This is a genomic window from Bradyrhizobium altum, assembly GCF_020889705.1.
Taxonomy (GTDB): Bacteria; Pseudomonadota; Alphaproteobacteria; order Rhizobiales; family Xanthobacteraceae; genus Bradyrhizobium; species Bradyrhizobium altum.
Genome location: NZ_JACMYP010000204.1, coordinates 1 through 15,858, shown reverse-complemented (window position 1 = coordinate 15,858; position 15,858 = coordinate 1). Strand labels below are relative to the sequence as shown.

Sequence of the window (15,858 nt, the reverse complement as noted above, 5' to 3'; positions counted from 1 at the left end):
CGGAGGCGCGGCGACCTTGGGCTCACGCGGCGGCGGGAAAACAGGATCCTCGGGGGTATTGCGCGGGGAAGTTGCAGACGCTGGCGGAACCTCGGCCCGGGCGCCCGCGGCCACGGGATCGAGCCGCCTGGCGATGACCTGGAGTTCCCGGAGGATGGCGGCGAGCGCCAGCACGATCGCGCCGGTGCAGACGCCGGTCACGCCCGTCGTGATCAACGCGCCGCCGACGCTGAATTCCTTGTAGGGGATTCCCAAGCCGATCGCCGCCAAGCCCGCCACAACCAGGCCCACGCCGACGACCAACAGACCAACCATCATCGAACTAACCCCCGGGAGACCCGACCGAAAATCGGCGCGGGCCACCAACGCCACGATACCGTCATATTGCCCACACCGCCAACCGCCAATTGTAGACGGAGTTCCCTAAAATCCCGCTTAACCGGGCCTAATGCGCTTCCTGATCGCGGCTGCAGCCACGCGCAGGACCCCGTCTCCCGTAGATTTACTGGCTACGAATTGCTGCCAATATATTGCAATGCATCTGGGAAATTACGCCACAATTACCAATTACTCGGAAACGGAACTGCGCTATGGATGCCGGGGAATGAGGCCCTAAAGCGCCAAACTGGGCCACAGGCACGCCGGTATCACTAGCTATGTCATCGATTACGACGTCTGCCCTCGAGGCGCCTGCACGGCGCTCGGTGGAGAAGACCTGCGACGATCTCGCATTCCTCGTCCTCGGCGTGGTCGCCGTGGTCGCCGGCCTCACATTCCGCGATTACGGTCTGGGCTGGGACGATTACACCCACGCTGAATACGCCGACCTCCTGCTGCGCATGTACGGGTCCGGGTTCAAGGACACCGGCGCGCTCTCCTTCGCCAATCTCTATATGTACGGCGGCGGCTTCGACATGGCCGCGGCCCTGCTGCACAAGGTCATCCCGCTCGAATTGTTCGAGACGCGCCGCCTGCTTGGCGCGATCGTCGGCGTGATCGGGCTTGGCGTAACCTGGCGCCTGGCGCGCCGCGTCGGTGGCCCGCTGGCGGGACTGGCGGCCCTGCTGCTGCTCGCGCTGTGTCCGACCTTCTACGGTCACATGTTCATGAATCCGAAGGATGCACCGTTCGCCGTGGCGATGGTGGTCCTGATCATGGGCCTCGTCCGCCTGATCGAAGAATATCCGGCGCCCTCGCCGCGCACGATCCTGATCGTGGGCTTAGGGGCCGGCCTGTCGATCGGCTGCCGCGTCCTTGGCGGCCTCGCCCTGATCTACGCCGTGGTCGGCTTCATCCCGCTCTGGATCGAGGAATTCCGCAAGCAGGGCCCGCGCGAGGCGACCCATCGCTTTGCCCATGCCATCTATGTGCTGCTGCCGGGGCTCGTGCTGGGCTATCTCGTGATGGGCCTGATCTGGCCGTGGTCGATCATGGAGCCCGGCCATCCGCTGGAAGCGGTGACCTATTTCTCGCACTTCTTCGAGAAGCCGTGGAAGGAGATGTTCGACGGCGCGCTGGTGTCGGTGCCGGACATGCCGTGGTCCTATTTGCCGACGCTGTTCGCGCTGCAGCTTCCCGAGGTGCTTCTGGTGCTGCTGAGCGCGGCCGTCATCACCACCTTCATGTCGCTGTCGCGCACCGATGTGGCGGCGAAGCGCAAGTCGGTCATGCTGATGCTGACGCTGGCGGCGACGCTGCCGCTGGTGATCGCGATGGTGAAGCGGCCGGCGCTCTACAACGGCATCCGCCACTTCATCTTCGTGATCCCGCCGATGGCGGTACTTGGCGGCGTCGCCTTCGCCCGCGGCATGGACTGGCTCGGCGAGTACCGCCGCGCCTGGCAGCCCGCGGCGCTCGCCGTGTTCGCGTTCGGCCTGCTGCTGCCGCTCAGCGAAATGATCCGCCTGCATCCGTATCAGTATACGCACTTCAACCACATCGCCGGCACGGTGCGGACCGCCGACAATTTCTTCATGCTGGACTATTGGGGCCTGGCGCTGAAGCAGGCATCCGACGGGCTGCGCGAGCAGCTGGCGGAGCGGCAGGAAGTGCCGCCGCAGCACCGCAAGTGGAAGGTCGCGGTGTGCGGACCGCAGCGCCCCGCGCAGGTCGCGCTCGGGCCCGACTTCACGATCGGCTGGGACAGCCATGCCGCCGACTTCGCGATGACGCTCGGCGAGTTCTACTGCAAGGGCCTGGCCGCCCCCGTGATGGTCGAGATCAAGCGCGACGACGTCGTGTTCGCCCGCGTCTACGATATCCGCGGCCGCAGCATTTCAAGCCTGCTCGCGATCCCGGCACCGTAACGCGTTTTCGATCGAAGCAGACGCCGGTTCGCGTCAATCAGAGCCGAAAATACTCTCGTCCATCGCGGCCTTGGAAGATCGATCCTGCGGCTGCCCACCGACCGTCGCCGTTCGGATCGTGGGCCGCATGCCGGCATGACTGTCACGCCGTTACGCTGCCTTGCTGCGATCCGGCGGCGGCGCTAGGCTCACGCCAAGCAACAGCCATCAACGGAGCAATCGGCCATGTCGCCAGCGGAAGCGCGCCTGAAGGAAGTCCCGTCGGATATCAGTGCGGCGGAATGGGAGCAGCGGATCAATCTCGCCGCCTGCTATCGGCTGGTGGCACTCTATGGCTGGGACGATCTGGTCGATACCCACATCTCCGCCCGGGTGCCCGGACCCGAGCATCACTTCCTGATCAACCCCTACGGGCTGATGTTCGACGAGATCACCGCATCGAGCCTGGTCAAGGTCGACCTCGACGGCAACCAGCTCTCGAAGAGCGACTACAGCATCAACCCGGCCGGCTTCACCATCCATTCGGCGATCCACGAGGTGCGCGAGGACGCCGGCTGCGTGCTCCATCTGCACACGGTCGACGGCACCGCGGTGTCGAGCGGCCCCGATGGGTTGCTGCCGCTGAACCAGACCGCGCAGCTCGTCACCCATGACCTCGCCTATCACGACTATGAAGGCATCGCGCTCGACCACGACGAGCGCCCGCGCCTGCAGCGCGATCTCGGCACCAAGAACCACATGCTGCTGCGCAATCACGGCACGCTGACGGTGGGCCGCTCGGTCGCGTCCGCCTTCGAGCGGATGTACCATCTGGAGCGCGCCTGCTCGATGCAGGTGGCGACCCGCGCGCTCGGCGGCAGCGCCTATCCGGTCGACCAGCACGCGATCGACAAGAACACGGAGCTGCTCTCCAACCCCGACCGCGCCGAGCTGCGCTCGACGCAGCTGGTCTGGCCGCCGCTGCTGCGCAAGCTCGACCGCGTCAATCCCGGCTACCGTGATTGAATTTTCACAATCTTCGGGTAGTCTACGCGCCAACACCCTCTGCACGACCTGAATCAAAACGCCGCCCAATTCCGGGCGGCGTTTTTGCGTTCGGTCTTCTCTTCCGTAGCCCGGATGGAGCGTAGCGCAATCCGGGCTACTCGGCCGCTTTCGACCACGCTCGCCTCGTGCTACTTGGCGTCGGCGAACGCCGCCAGAATCCGCGCCCAGGAGCGGATGCCCTTGTGGTAGCTCTTGAGGTCGTATTTCTCGTTCGGCGAATGGATGTTGTCGTCGTCGAGCCCGAAGCCGACCAGCACGCTGTCGAGGCCGAGCGTGCGCTTGAAGTCGGCGACGATCGGGATCGAAGCGCCGGAGCCGACCAGCAGCGCCTCCTTGCCCCATTCGTCGGTCAGCGCGCGGCGGGCGGCCGCCAGCGGCTTCATGTTCCAGTCGAGCGCGATCGCCGGCGCAGAGGAATGATCGATGAATTCGGCCTTGCAATCCGCCGGCAGGCGGGACGTCACATAATCGCGGAACGCCTTACGGATCTTCTCGGGGTCCTGTCCTTCGACCAGCCGGAACGAGACCTTCGCCGACGCCTCCGCCGGGATCACCGTCTTCGAGCCCTCGCCGGTATAGCCGCCGACAATGCCGTTGATGTCGCAGGTCGGACGCGAGGAGACCTGCTCGATCAGGAGCCGATCCTTTTCGCCGGCCGGCGCCGACAGGCCGATCGGCTTGAGAAAGCTGTCCGGCGTCAGATTGAGCTGCTTCCATTGCGCCAGGATGTCCGGCGGCAGATCCTTCACGCCGTCATAGAACCCGGGGATGGTGATGTGGCCGTTCTCGTCATGCAGGCCGCCGAGGATCCGCGTCAGCACGCGGATCGGATTCTGCGCGCCGCCGCCGAACACGCCGGAATGCAGGTCGCGATTGGCGGCCTTGATCTTGACCTCGTCATAGACCAGGCCGCGCAGCGAGGTCGTGATCGCGGGCGTGTTCGGATCCCACATGCCGGTGTCGCAGACCAGCGCGAAGTCCGCCTTGAGCTCGGCCTTGTTCGCTTCCAGGAACGGCACGAAATTCTTCGAGCCGATCTCCTCCTCACCCTCGATGACGATGGTGATGTCGATCGGCAGCGATCCCGTCACATTCTTCCAGGCCCGGCACGCCTCGACGAAGGTCATCAGCTGTCCCTTGTCGTCCTCGGCTCCGCGCGCGACGATGATCTTGCGCCCGTCGGCATGGTCGGTCACCACGGGCTCGAACGGCGGACGGTGCCAGAGATTCAGCGGATCGACCGGCTGCACGTCATAGTGGCCGTAGAACAGCACGTGCGGGCGCCCGTCGGTCGCGCCGTTCAGCTTGCCGACCACGGCCGGATGGCCGGCGGTCGGCCGCACCTCGGTCTTGAAGCCGAGGGTTGCGATATCCTTGGCGAGGTGATCGGCAGCCGCCTTGCAGTCATTGGCAAAGGCCGGGTCGGCCGAAATCGATTTGATCCGCAGCAGCGTGAACAGCCGCTCGAGACTGTTGTCGAAATCGGCGTCGATACGGTCGAGGACGGGCTGCAGCTTGGCGTTGGACATCGCGGCTATCCTTTTTGTTTGGACATTGCCGACGTTGTAGCGCGCCGGCCGCCGGAGGCAAAGCCGGCTGCCCATTCCTCCGGCCGGATGATCGCGATGCTACCTGCGCAGGATACCGCCGAGCGCACCGCGCACCAATGCGCGACCGATCGAGCCGCCGACCGAACCACCGACCGATTTGCCGAGATCCGCGACCACGCCGCCGACCACCTTGTCGGTCACCGAGCGCGTGACGTTGCGCGCGATCACCTGTCCGGTCGAGAGCCGGCCGCGCTTGACGTTGGTGCCGAAGATCGTGGCGGCAATGGCCCCGATCTGGCCGAGGATACCGCCGCCTTCGCCAGGCGCACCGTCCGCCGGCGTCGCCGTGCCGGCGAGGCGCTTCTGGATGATCTCGTAGGCGGATTCGGCGTCGATCGCGGTGTCGTATTTGCCCTTCACCGGGCTCGCATCCATGATCGCCTTGCGTTCCTCCGGCGTGATCGGCCCGATCCGCGCCGATGGCGGGCGCACCATGACGCGCTCGACCATCGACGGCGTGCCGCCGCCCTCGAGGAACGAGCCCAGCGCCTCGCCCTTGGCGAGCTCCATGATCACCCGCGCGGTATCGAGCTTCGGATTGGGCCGGAAGGTCTGCGCGGCCGCCGCAACCGCCTTCTGGTCGCGCGGCGTGAAGGCGCGCAGCGCGTGCTGCACCCGGTTGCCGAGCTGCGCCAGCACCTTGTCCGGCACGTCGATCGGATTCTGCGTGACGAAGTAGACACCGACGCCCTTGGAGCGGATCAGCCGCACCACCTGCTCGATCTTGTCCATCAGCGCCTTCGGCGCATCGGTGAACAGCAGATGCGCCTCGTCGAAGAAGAACACCAGCTTCGGCTTCGGCAGGTCGCCGGCCTCCGGCAATTCCTCGAATAATTCCGAGAGCATCCAGAGCAGGAACGTGGCGTAAAGCCGCGGGCTCTGCATCAGCTTGTCGGCGACGAGAATATTAACCATGCCGCGGCCGTCGCGGTCAGTCCGCATGAAATCCTTCAGCGTCAGCGCGGGCTCGCCGAAGAACTTCGCGCCGCCCTGGTTCTCGAGCACCAGCAGCTGGCGCTGGATCGTTCCGACCGTCGCCTTGGACACGTTGCCGTAGCTCTGCGCGGCCTTGCGGATCGACGCCAGCGGATCTTCGCCCTCGTCGGCGCCCTTCTTGCTGCTGTCGGGCGCGATCGCATCCAGCAACGCGCGCAGATCCTTCATGTCGATCAGCGCCAGGCCATTCTCGTCGGCGACGCGGAAGGCAACATTGAGCACGCCCTCCTGCACGTCGTTCAGATCGAGCATCCGCGCCAGCAACAGCGGCCCCATCTCGGTAACGGTGGCGCGCACCGGATGGCCCTGCTCGCCGAACACGTCCCAGAACACGGTCGAGAATTGATCGGGCTGGAAGGTCAAGCCCATTTCCCGGGCGCGCTTCACGATAAAGTCCTTGGCCTCGCCGACCTCGGAGATACCGGAGAGATCGCCCTTGATGTCGGCGGCGAAAACCGGAACGCCGGCGCGCGCAAATCCTTCAGCCATGACTTGAAGCGAGACGGTCTTGCCGGTCCCGGTTGCACCGGTGACGAGGCCATGCCGGTTGGCCAGCGCCAGCGTCAGCCAGGCTGTCTCCTCACCCTTGCCGATAAAAATCTTCTCGTCGGTATCGGCCAACTTATTGTCGGAGGTCGCCATCGCTTCGCCTCTTCGCGCAGATTTAGATCGTTTCGATCATCGCACCCGGTTCGATACGTCGAACCCGGTTCGAAACCTCGAACCCGGTTCGATACCGAACCAGTGCCATCATATTGCATCTTGCCGGTCGATTGAAACCGTCAGCGCAAGCTGACGTATATTGTCGCGCCACTGGTTCCTCATATTTTATTCCCGGCGAAGTGACGAAAGGCATTGCGCATTGCGACAAGATGGTGTGAATCCGCCGCTCACTCTTGCAGCGAGGCCACAGTCACGACGCGATCGAAAAAGAAAACGAACTGAAATGCGCGGATCGCTTGTATTTCGTGACACAGGCGCTCAAGATAAATCTCCAAGAACGACCCGGCAAAGTCCGGTTGAGGCGGGGCAAGATGGATGAATTGGTTGGACAGCTGGCCGCGAAGGCCGGCATCGACGGCGCTGTCGCTGAAAAAACCATCGGCATCGTTCTGGGTTTCCTCCGTAACGAGGGACCTTCCGACAAAGTCCAAGCTCTGATCGACCAAATCCCCGGCGCCGAAGCGGCAATCGCCGCCTCCAACAACAGCGGTGGCCTATCGCGGTTGATGGGCGGCGGCCTGATGGCTGTCGGCACCCGGCTGATGGCGCTTGGCCTGAGCATGGGTGAGATTCAGAACGTCGCGCGTGAACTTTTCAGGTTCGGCCGCGACAAAATCGGAGCGGATCAAATGGGCGAGATCATCTCGGGGACGCCGGGCCTCAGCCAGTTTGCCTGAAGCACTTTCCCAACGCCCCTGCGCGCTCCCTTCTACCTGTTACCTGCATACGAGTATCATGACATACCCCCTCTCCGAGATCGAAGGCCTGTCCGCCTATTGCGCCACCAAACTGAAATCGCAGGGTATCCGCACGACCGACGCGCTGCTTGAAGCCGCCCGCACCGTCAAGGGACGCAAGGCGCTCGCCGCCAAGACCGGGATCAGCGAACAGCAACTGCTCGAATGGGCCAACATCTCCGACTACATGCGGATTCCCGGCATGGGCAAGGCGAAGGTCGGACTGGTCCGCGCCGCCGGCGTCACCACCGTGCGCGAGCTCGCGCAGCGCAACCCGTCGCGGCTGGCGCAGAGCATGAAGGACGCCAATGTGCGGCGTAAGCTCGTCCGCGTGATGCCGTCAGAGAAATCGGTCGAGTTGCTGATCGAACAGGCACGCAAGCTGCCGCTCAAAATCACCTATTAGCATCACTATTAGGCAGCCTTAACCGCACCCGCGGCCGCCGGCGCCACGCAACGCCGCGACACCTTGACTTGCCGCTGCGGTCAGCGCAAAGCCACCGCATGATGGCAACCAGGCCCATAGCATCGGCGGTGACCGGCCCGGCCGCATCAGCGGTGCTGCCGGCGCTGCTGTCGAGGCCCTATCCGGCGGTGATGGGTATCCTGAACGTGACGCCGGACTCGTTCTCCGACGGCGGCCAGTTCATCAACCCCGAACAGGCGCTGGCACAGGCCCGCAGGCTGATCGCCGAGGGCGCCGACATCATCGACATCGGCGCGGAATCCACCCGCCCCTATGGCTCGCAGCCGGTCACCGCCGAGGCCGAATTGGCGCGGCTGAAGCCGGTGCTGGCCGAGGTGGTCGCGCTCGGCGTGCCGGTCTCGATCGACAGCATGAAGTCGGAGGTCGTGGCCTGGGCGCTCGACCAGGGTGCTGCGATCGCCAATGACGTCTGGGGCCTGCAGCGCGACGCCGGCATGGCGCCGCTCGTCGCCGCGCGCGGCGTGCCCGTGATCATCATGCACAATCGCGAGCAGGCCGATCCGGCGATCGACATCATGCAGGACATCGCCGCGTTCTTTGAACGCTCGCTCGATATCGCGGCGCGCGCCGGTATTGCGTCCGACCGGGTCGTGCTCGATCCCGGCATCGGCTTCGGCAAAACGCAAGAGCAGAGCATGATCGCGCTGGCGCGGCTCGCCGAGCTCAATGCGTTCCGCCTGCCGGTGCTGGTCGGCGCCTCGCGCAAGCGTTTCATCGGCACGATCGTGGCCTCGGAGCCGCAACAGCGGATCGGCGGCTCGATCGCGGCACATCTGATCGCCGCGCAGAACGGCGCCCGCATCATCCGTGCGCACGACGTCGCGGAAACCGTTCAGGCGCTGCGGGTGGCCGCGGCAATCGAGGGACAGCAATGACCGACACGATCTTCATCACCGGGATCGTCATCCATGCCCGTCATGGCGTGATGGAACATGAGACCGAAGTCGGGCAGCGCTTCGTCATCGACCTCGAGCTCTATACCGACCTCTCGGAATCCTCGCGGACCGACCGCCTCTCCGACACGGTGTCCTATTCCAACGTGGTGGCGACCGCGACGTCGGCATTCAAGAACACCAACTACAAGCTGCTGGAGCGCGCCGCCGGCGCGGTGGCCGATGACATCCTGACCACCTTCCCGCGCGTCAGGGCGGTCAAGGTCACCGTGCACAAGCCGCATGCGCCGATCGCCGCGATCTTCGACGATGTCGGCGTGGTGCTGACCCGCTCGCGGCATCCGCCGTCCCAGAGTTGAACGCCCAAGGTTGAACGCTAATGGCTGACGTCCTGATCGCACTCGGCGGCAATGTCGGCGACGTCCGCACGACGTTTCGCAAGGCGATCGCCAATATCTGCGGCATGACGCAGGCGGCGCTCTTGGCGCGCTCGTCGGACTATTCGACGCCGCCCTGGGGCGAGCAGCAGCAGGACAGCTTCATCAATGCCTGTATCGAGATCGACACCAGCCTCGATCCGCACGCGCTGCTGTTCACGCTGCACAAGATCGAAGGCAAATTCGGCCGCGACCGCAAGAACGAGCAGCGCTGGGGACCGCGCACCCTCGACCTCGACCTGATCGCCTATGACGACGTCACACTCGACAAGCCGGAACTGACGCTGCCGCACCCGCGTTTGTTCGAGCGCGCCTTCGTGCTGGTGCCGCTGGCCGAGATCGTTCCCGACCGCGTCATCGCCGGGCGCCGCGTCGCGGATGCGCTGGCTGGGGTCTCGACGGACGGTATTTTCCGTCTAGCGGACCTCGATTAAAAACCGCACGACCTCAAACAACCGTTTGGCTTGGCCGCCCGCCCGTGGCAATTTCCGGCCAAATCAAGGGACCCCGTCGCGGGGCCGATGAAGGACGATTTGGGCGGATGACGACCTCGACTGACGATTTGGCTCTGGCTTCGGATTTTCGACCTGCAACCTATGACGACTGGCGCAAGCTGGTCGACGGCGTGCTGAAGGGCGCGCCGTTCGAGAAGCTGGTCGGCAAGACCTATGATGGCCTGAGGATCGATCCGATCTACCGCCGCGCGACCAACTCAAGCCCGCTTCCCGGCCGCGCCGCCGCCACTCCCTGGCAGATCCTGCAGCGGGTCGACCACCCCGACGCTGCGCAGGCCAATGCGCAGGCGCTGCAGGATCTCGAGAACGGAGCGACCGGCCTCGAATTCGAGTTCGCCGGCGGTCCCGGCGCGCGCGGCTTCGGTCTTTCCGATGCCAGCAAGAAGACGCTGGCGCGGGCTTGCGGCGGCGTCCATCTCGATGCCGGCATCATGATCGCGCTCAACCCGGTGATCGGGCGCGAGAACGCCGGCGAGACGTTTGCCGACATGGTCGAGGCCCGCAAGCTCGATCCGGCCAAGCTCGACCTGCATTTCAATTACCAGGCGCTCAGCACGATGGCCGTGCACGGTGCTGCGGCCATCGCTTGGCCCAACTACGAAAAGTCGTTCGGCCAGGTCGTCAACGGCCTGATCAAGCGCGGCTTCAAGGGGCCGTTCGTGCTGGCCGATGGCCGGCCGGTGCATGATGCCGGCGGCTCCGAGGTGCAGGAACTCGCCTTCACGCTCGCGACCGCGCTCGCCTATCTGCGCATGCTGGAAGCCGCGGGGCTCGATCTCGATGCGGCGCGCGCAGCCGTCTCGTTCCGGCTCAGCGCCGATGCCGACCAGTTCCTGACCATGGCGAAATTCCGCGCGCTGCGCCGCCTGTGGGCAAGGATCGAAGAGGCCTGCGGCCTCGCGCCGAAGCCGATCTTCGTCAACGCGCAGACCGCCTGGCGGATGCTGACCCAGCGCGACCCCAACGTGAACATGCTGCGCGCGACGATCGCGACCTTTGCCGCCGGGCTCGGCGGCGCCAATGCGATCACCGTGCTGCCGCACACGCTGGCGCTCGGCCTGCCGGACGATTTCGCCCGCCGCGTGGCGCGCAACACGCAACTCGTGCTGCTCGATGAGTCCAACCTTGCCAAGGTCTCCGATCCCGCGGCAGGCGCCGGCGGGATCGAGACACTGACCGCGCAGCTTTGCGAGGCGGCGTGGACGCTGTTCCAGGAGATCGAGAAGGCCGGCGGCGTCTTCACCGCGCTCGAGCAAGGGCTGCTGCAAAACAAAGTCGCCGCGACGCGGGCGCAGCGCGAAGCCAATGTGGCGAAGCGCCGCGACGTGCTGACCGGCGCCAGCGAATTCCCTGATCTGCACGAGGCCAACCTCGCGGTGCTGGATGTGAAACCGGCCGCGCCGATGTCCACCGCCGGTGCCAAGGTCAGCTTCGATGCCCTCGCGCCGATGCGGCTCGCCGAACCGTTCGAGGCGCTGCGCGACAGGTCCGACGCCGCGCTGAAGGCGCGTGGCGCACGGCCCAAGATCTTCCTCGCCAATCTCGGCACGCCGGCGGATTTCACGACCCGCGCGACATTTGCAAAGAGCTTCTTCGAGACCGGCGGGATCGAGGCCGTCGACAGCGAGGGCTTTGCCGACGCAGCGGCGCTTGCCGCGGCCTTCAAGGCCTCGGGCGCCGCGATGGCATGCCTTTGTTCCTCTGATAAGGTCTATGCCGTTAGCGCCGCTGAGGCCGCCGAGGCCCTTCACGGCGCCGGAGCAAGGCATATCTATCTGGCAGGGCGGCCCGGCGACCAGGAAGCGGCGCTGCGGGCGGCCGGCATCGGTGAGTTCGTCTTCGCCGGCGGTGATGCGCTGGCGACATTGCGCGACGCCTATCGGCGGATGGAACAGGCATGACGGCAGCGACACCAACGAAACCCATTCTGACCGGCGGTTGCCAGTGCGGCGCCGTGCGCTTTGCGGTGTCGGCGGCACCGAACCGCGTCAGCATCTGTCACTGCCGGATGTGCCAAAAGGCCTCCGGTGCGCCGTTCGCCTCTTTCGCCGACATCAACAAGGAGGATTTCGCCTGGACCCGGGGCAAGCCGGCGGCGTTCAAATCCTCCTCGATCGCCGAGCGCGACTTCTGTGCCGCCTGCGGCACGCCGCTCAGCTTCCGGCGGATCGACGGTCCCCGCATCGAGATCATGACCGGCGCCTTCGATCGGCCCGACCGGGTGATCCCGACGCAGCAATTCGGAACCGAGTCCCGCCACGGCTGGGTGGTCGGCATCGCCAATCTGCCAAGCCAGACCACGATGCAGAATTACGGACCGGAGAAGATGGCGACCATCGTCAGCCATCAGCACCCGGACCATGACTAAGGAAGCCAAGGAATGACCCGCATTCCCAATTTCGCCGATGTCGCCTTCCAGCCCGTTGCCGCGGCGATGCCGCCTGCGAGCACTGAGCCGTGGCTGACGCCCGAGGGCATTCCGGTGAAGTCCGTCTACGGCGAGGCCGATCTCGAAGGCATCGATTTCCTCGAGACCTGGCCCGGCATCGCGCCCTATCTGCGCGGCCCCTACCCGACGATGTATGTCAACCAGCCCTGGACCATCCGGCAATATGCCGGCTTCTCCACGGCGGAGGACTCCAACGCCTTCTATCGCCGCAACCTCGCGGCCGGACAGAAGGGCCTGTCGGTCGCGTTCGACCTCGCCACCCACCGCGGCTATGACAGTGATCATCCGCGGGTCTCCGGCGACGTCGGCATGGCCGGTGTCGCGATCGATTCCATCTACGACATGCGCACGCTGTTCGCCGGCATCCCGCTCGACCAGATGAGCGTGTCGATGACCATGAACGGCGCGGTGCTGCCGATCCTCGCGCTGTTCGTCGCCGCCGCCGAGGAACAGGGCGTGCCGCCGGAGAAACTGTCGGGCACCATTCAGAACGACATTCTGAAAGAGTTCATGGTGCGCAACACCTACATCTATCCGCCGACGCCCTCGATGCGGATCATCTCCGACATCTTCGCCTACACCTCGCAGCGGATGCCGAAATACAATTCCATTTCGATCTCCGGCTATCACATGCAGGAAGCCGGCGCGACGCAGGACCTCGAACTCGCCTATACGCTGGCCGACGGCGTCGAATATCTGCGCGCCGGGCTTGCCGCGGGCCTCGACGTCGACCGCTTCGCGCCGCGGCTGTCGTTCTTCTGGGCGATCGGCATGAACTTCTTCATGGAAGTCGCCAAGATGCGCGCCGCGCGGCTGCTGTGGGCCAAGCTGCTCAAGCAGTTCAACCCGAAGGATCCGCGCTCGCTCAGCTTGCGCACGCATTGCCAGACCTCGGGCTGGTCGCTGACCGCGCAGGACGTGTTCAACAATGTGATGCGCACCACCATCGAGGCGATGGCGGCAACGCAAGGCCACACCCAGTCGCTGCACACCAATGCGCTCGACGAGGCTTTGGCGCTGCCGACTGATTTCTCGGCGCGCATTGCCCGCAACACGCAGCTGTTCCTGCAGCAGGAGAGCGGCACCAACCGCATCATCGATCCCTGGGGCGGCTCCTACTATGTCGAGCGGCTGACCCGCGATCTCGCCGCCAAAGCCTGGGGTCACATCCAGGAGGTCGAGGAGCTCGGCGGCATGGCCAAGGCGATCGAGGCCGGCGTGCCGAAGCTGCGGATCGAGGAAGCCTCCGCGAAAACCCAGGCGCGGATCGATGCCGGTCGCCAGGCGGTGATCGGCGTCAACAAGTTCAAGCCGGAGAACGAGCGGCCGATCGACGTGCTGAAGGTGGAGAACTCCACCGTGCGGCGGCTGCAGATCGACAAGCTGGCGCGGCTCAAGAAGGAGCGCAACCAGAAGGACGTCGATGCGGCGCTCGCCGCGCTGACCCGCTCGGCGGGCGAAGGCAACGGCAATCTGCTGGCGCTGGCGATCGACGCCGCGCGCGCCAAAGCCACCGTCGGCGAGATTTCAGACGCGATGGAAAAGGTGTTCGGCCGCCACCGTGCCGAGATCAAGTCCATCACCGGCGTCTACAAGCGAGAGGCAGCGGCCATGTCCAACAAGGTCGAAAAGGTGCAGGCGCTGATCGACGCCTTCGAGGAAGCCGAGGGCCGCCGCCCGCGCATCCTGGTGGCAAAAATCGGCCAGGACGGCCATGACCGCGGCCAGAAGGTGATCGCATCCGCCTTCGCCGATGTCGGCTTCGACGTCGATATCGGGCCGCTGTTCGCAACCGCCGACGAAGCCGCGCGGCAGGCAGTCGAGAACGACGTCCACATTCTCGGCGTCTCCTCGCTCGCAGCAGCCCATCTCACCGCGGTGCCGGAATTGAAGGCCGCGCTGAAGAAGCACGGCCGCGAGGATATCATGATCATCATCGGCGGCGTGGTGCCGCCGCAGGATTACGACGCGCTTTATGCGGCCGGCGCCGAGGCAATCTTCCCGCCGGGCACCGTGATCTCGGATGCCGCCGAGGAGCTGATCCACAAGCTCAACACGCGGCTCGGCCACAGCGAGGCGGCGGAGTAGCGCTGCCGCATTCGCCCTCCCTCACTCGGAGTTTTCATGCGCGCCGCTCGCTCGATGACGCCTGCCCGCATCATGGGCCTTGCCGGCCTGCTGGCTTGCCTCTGCCTCCCTGCGCGCGCCGCCGATCCGAAGCCCGCCGCCACGATCAAGAATGCGAGCATCGAGGCCAACGTCTATCTCGACGACAAGATCAAGGCAGATAGCGCGCTGGCGGCCGATTGCCTTGCCGAGGGCCGGAAATGGATCGACAAGAACGCTGCGGAGGCGGCTTCCGCGCGCAAGGACGAGCCTGAGCTCCTCAAGGATCGCGGCGGCTATTCATTCGAACGCAAATATTCGGTGCGCTCGATCGTCGACGGCCGCTATGTCAGCGTGCTGCGCGACGACTATATGGACACGCTCGGTGCGCATCCGAACACCGACGTCAACACCATCCTGTGGGATACGACGGCGAACAAGCGCATCAGTATCCGTCCCTTCTTCACCGAGACGACAGACAACGGCCCGACCCTGACGGCGATGCGCAAGGCCGTCGTCTCGGCACTGAACGCCGAGAAGAAGCGGCGCGGTGCCGGCGAGACCGCCACGGCGGAGTGGTACAAGAGGCTCAAGCCGACCCTGCTCAAGATCGGCGCGGTCACGCTGGCGCCGTCGACCGTGTCAGGCAAGAGCTCCGGCCTCACCTTCCACTACCCGCCCTACGCCGTCGGCCCCTATGCCGAAGGCCAATATGTCGTCTTCGTGCCGTGGGAGACGCTGAAGCCGTATCTGACGGCGGAAGGCGCGAAGATCTTCGCCGGCGCGCGGCCAAAGGCCGACGCCGACGATCAGCAACAATAGCTGCTTCAGCGGGCCTCAGCCTGGCTGACGCGCCAGCGCTCTGACCAGGGAGCTGGTCCAATCCGGGATCCACGCCTGGAATTGGCTGTGCCAGCGATCGGCATCGCCGGGCACGGTGTCGAGCTTGACCGACCACTCGATGAAGGTGCGGTTGCCTTCGACGACCGGCAACAGATGCATCGTGCCCTCGTAATGGGTCGGCTGCGGTGCGTCCGAACCGGCATCCGGCAGAAACGGCAGTGGCTCGATGCTGGCATAGGTCAGCGAATGCTGCGTGTCCGAGTGACCGGCAAGGCGCTGCCTGACCCAGAGCCCGAGATAGCAGAAGCGCCTGACAGCACCGATCTGGTCGCCGCGCTTGTCGTCCTCGATCACGCTTTCGCTGACGCCCTCGATATAGGCCGGGTAATTGTTGAAGTCGCGGATCAGCGACCACACGGTATCGAGCGGATGGTCGAGGACGGTGCTGTAATAGGCTGGGGTCATGGCAGGCTCCGGATGTTGGTCCGCAGTGATGCGGAACGGACCCTGATCAACCGCATGGCAGCGGGCGCGCCCACCCGATTTCCGATCTCGCGATTGATCGGGGACGAGTGCGGACTCCGCCCTCGCCTGCAACCGGCAGCCGTTGTAAACCAAGACCATGACCCCGCCGAAGCCCGCCTCTCCCGACATCCACGCCCTCGCCAAGCAGCTCCGCGCCGGCCACCGCGCCGCGCTGGCGCGGGCG

Annotated in this window: 14 protein-coding genes and 1 pseudogene; 11 read left to right on the top strand and 4 right to left on the bottom strand. The window is 65.3% G+C overall.

The annotated features are described in order from the left end of the window. Positions 1-318: pseudogene (locus H8B02_RS34655) on the bottom strand (hypothetical protein); the annotation flags it as partial. Positions 319-656: 338 nt separating this feature from the next. Between H8B02_RS34655 and H8B02_RS34650 the strand changes: the two are divergent. Together H8B02_RS34650 and H8B02_RS34645 are read left to right on the top strand one after the other, a co-directional pair. Continuing rightward, the gene (locus H8B02_RS34650) at positions 657-2,306 is read left to right on the top strand and encodes a glycosyltransferase family 39 protein (protein ID WP_229170360.1); all 1,650 of its coding nucleotides are present in this window, start codon (positions 657-659) and stop codon (positions 2,304-2,306) included. A 225-nt stretch (positions 2,307-2,531) separates the two neighbouring features. Further along, positions 2,532-3,311 (top strand): class II aldolase/adducin family protein, encoded by a 780-nt coding sequence (locus tag H8B02_RS34645; protein ID WP_173641786.1) that lies wholly within the window; start codon positions 2,532-2,534, stop codon positions 3,309-3,311. 170 nt (positions 3,312-3,481) lie between these two features. Here the strand turns inward: H8B02_RS34645 and H8B02_RS34640 are convergent, their stop codons facing one another. Then, positions 3,482-4,882, bottom strand: a complete 1,401-nt coding sequence (locus H8B02_RS34640) for a M20/M25/M40 family metallo-hydrolase (protein ID WP_229170359.1) — start codon at positions 4,880-4,882, stop codon at positions 3,482-3,484. A gap of 99 nt (positions 4,883-4,981) precedes the next feature. Next, the gene (locus tag H8B02_RS34635) at positions 4,982-6,601 is read right to left on the bottom strand and encodes a helicase HerA-like domain-containing protein (protein ID WP_229170358.1); all 1,620 of its coding nucleotides are present in this window, start codon (positions 6,599-6,601) and stop codon (positions 4,982-4,984) included. 392 nt (positions 6,602-6,993) lie between these two features. Between H8B02_RS34635 and H8B02_RS34630 the strand changes: the two genes are divergently transcribed. The 9 genes from H8B02_RS34630 to H8B02_RS34590 all read left to right on the top strand — a co-directional run bounded on the left by H8B02_RS34630 (position 6,994) and on the right by H8B02_RS34590 (position 15,128). Continuing rightward, positions 6,994-7,359: a hypothetical protein gene (locus H8B02_RS34630; protein ID WP_092127034.1), complete on the top strand. Its 366-nt coding sequence runs from the start codon at positions 6,994-6,996 to the stop codon at positions 7,357-7,359. Positions 7,360-7,417: 58 nt separating this feature from the next. Then, positions 7,418-7,825 (top strand): DUF4332 domain-containing protein, encoded by a 408-nt coding sequence (locus H8B02_RS34625; protein ID WP_092125172.1) that lies wholly within the window; start codon positions 7,418-7,420, stop codon positions 7,823-7,825. A gap of 98 nt (positions 7,826-7,923) precedes the next feature. Next, positions 7,924-8,781 (top strand): dihydropteroate synthase, encoded by an 858-nt coding sequence (folP, locus tag H8B02_RS34620; RefSeq protein ID WP_376711747.1) that lies wholly within the window; start codon positions 7,924-7,926, stop codon positions 8,779-8,781. Further along, the gene (folB, locus tag H8B02_RS34615) at positions 8,778-9,158 is read left to right on the top strand and encodes a dihydroneopterin aldolase (RefSeq protein WP_092125171.1); all 381 of its coding nucleotides are present in this window, start codon (positions 8,778-8,780) and stop codon (positions 9,156-9,158) included. Before folP ends, folB begins: the two co-directional genes overlap by 4 nt. A 20-nt stretch (positions 9,159-9,178) precedes the next feature. Beyond that, on the top strand, positions 9,179-9,670 hold the full coding sequence (folK, locus tag H8B02_RS34610) for a 2-amino-4-hydroxy-6-hydroxymethyldihydropteridine diphosphokinase (protein ID WP_229170355.1): 492 nt from the start codon (positions 9,179-9,181) through the stop codon (positions 9,668-9,670). 107 nt (positions 9,671-9,777) lie between these two features. Beyond that, the gene (locus H8B02_RS34605; protein ID WP_229170354.1) at positions 9,778-11,652 is read left to right on the top strand and encodes a methylmalonyl-CoA mutase subunit beta; all 1,875 of its coding nucleotides are present in this window, start codon (positions 9,778-9,780) and stop codon (positions 11,650-11,652) included. Continuing rightward, positions 11,649-12,119, top strand: a complete 471-nt coding sequence (locus H8B02_RS34600; protein ID WP_229170353.1) for a GFA family protein — start codon at positions 11,649-11,651, stop codon at positions 12,117-12,119. Before H8B02_RS34605 ends, H8B02_RS34600 begins: the two co-directional genes overlap by 4 nt. 12 nt (positions 12,120-12,131) lie before the next feature. After that, complete coding sequence (gene scpA / locus H8B02_RS34595) at positions 12,132-14,288, top strand: methylmalonyl-CoA mutase (RefSeq protein WP_212311069.1); 2,157 nt, start codon at positions 12,132-12,134, stop codon at positions 14,286-14,288. Between the two features lie 36 nt (positions 14,289-14,324). Further along, positions 14,325-15,128, top strand: a complete 804-nt coding sequence (locus H8B02_RS34590; RefSeq protein ID WP_376711746.1) for a PdaC/RsiV family protein — start codon at positions 14,325-14,327, stop codon at positions 15,126-15,128. A gap of 15 nt (positions 15,129-15,143) precedes the next feature. Here H8B02_RS34590 and H8B02_RS34585 read toward each other — a convergent pair whose 3' ends face one another. Next, entirely contained in the window at positions 15,144-15,614 is a 471-nt protein-coding gene (locus H8B02_RS34585; RefSeq protein WP_229170351.1) for an SRPBCC family protein, read from the bottom strand. Positions 15,615-15,858: the final 244 nt, after the last annotated feature.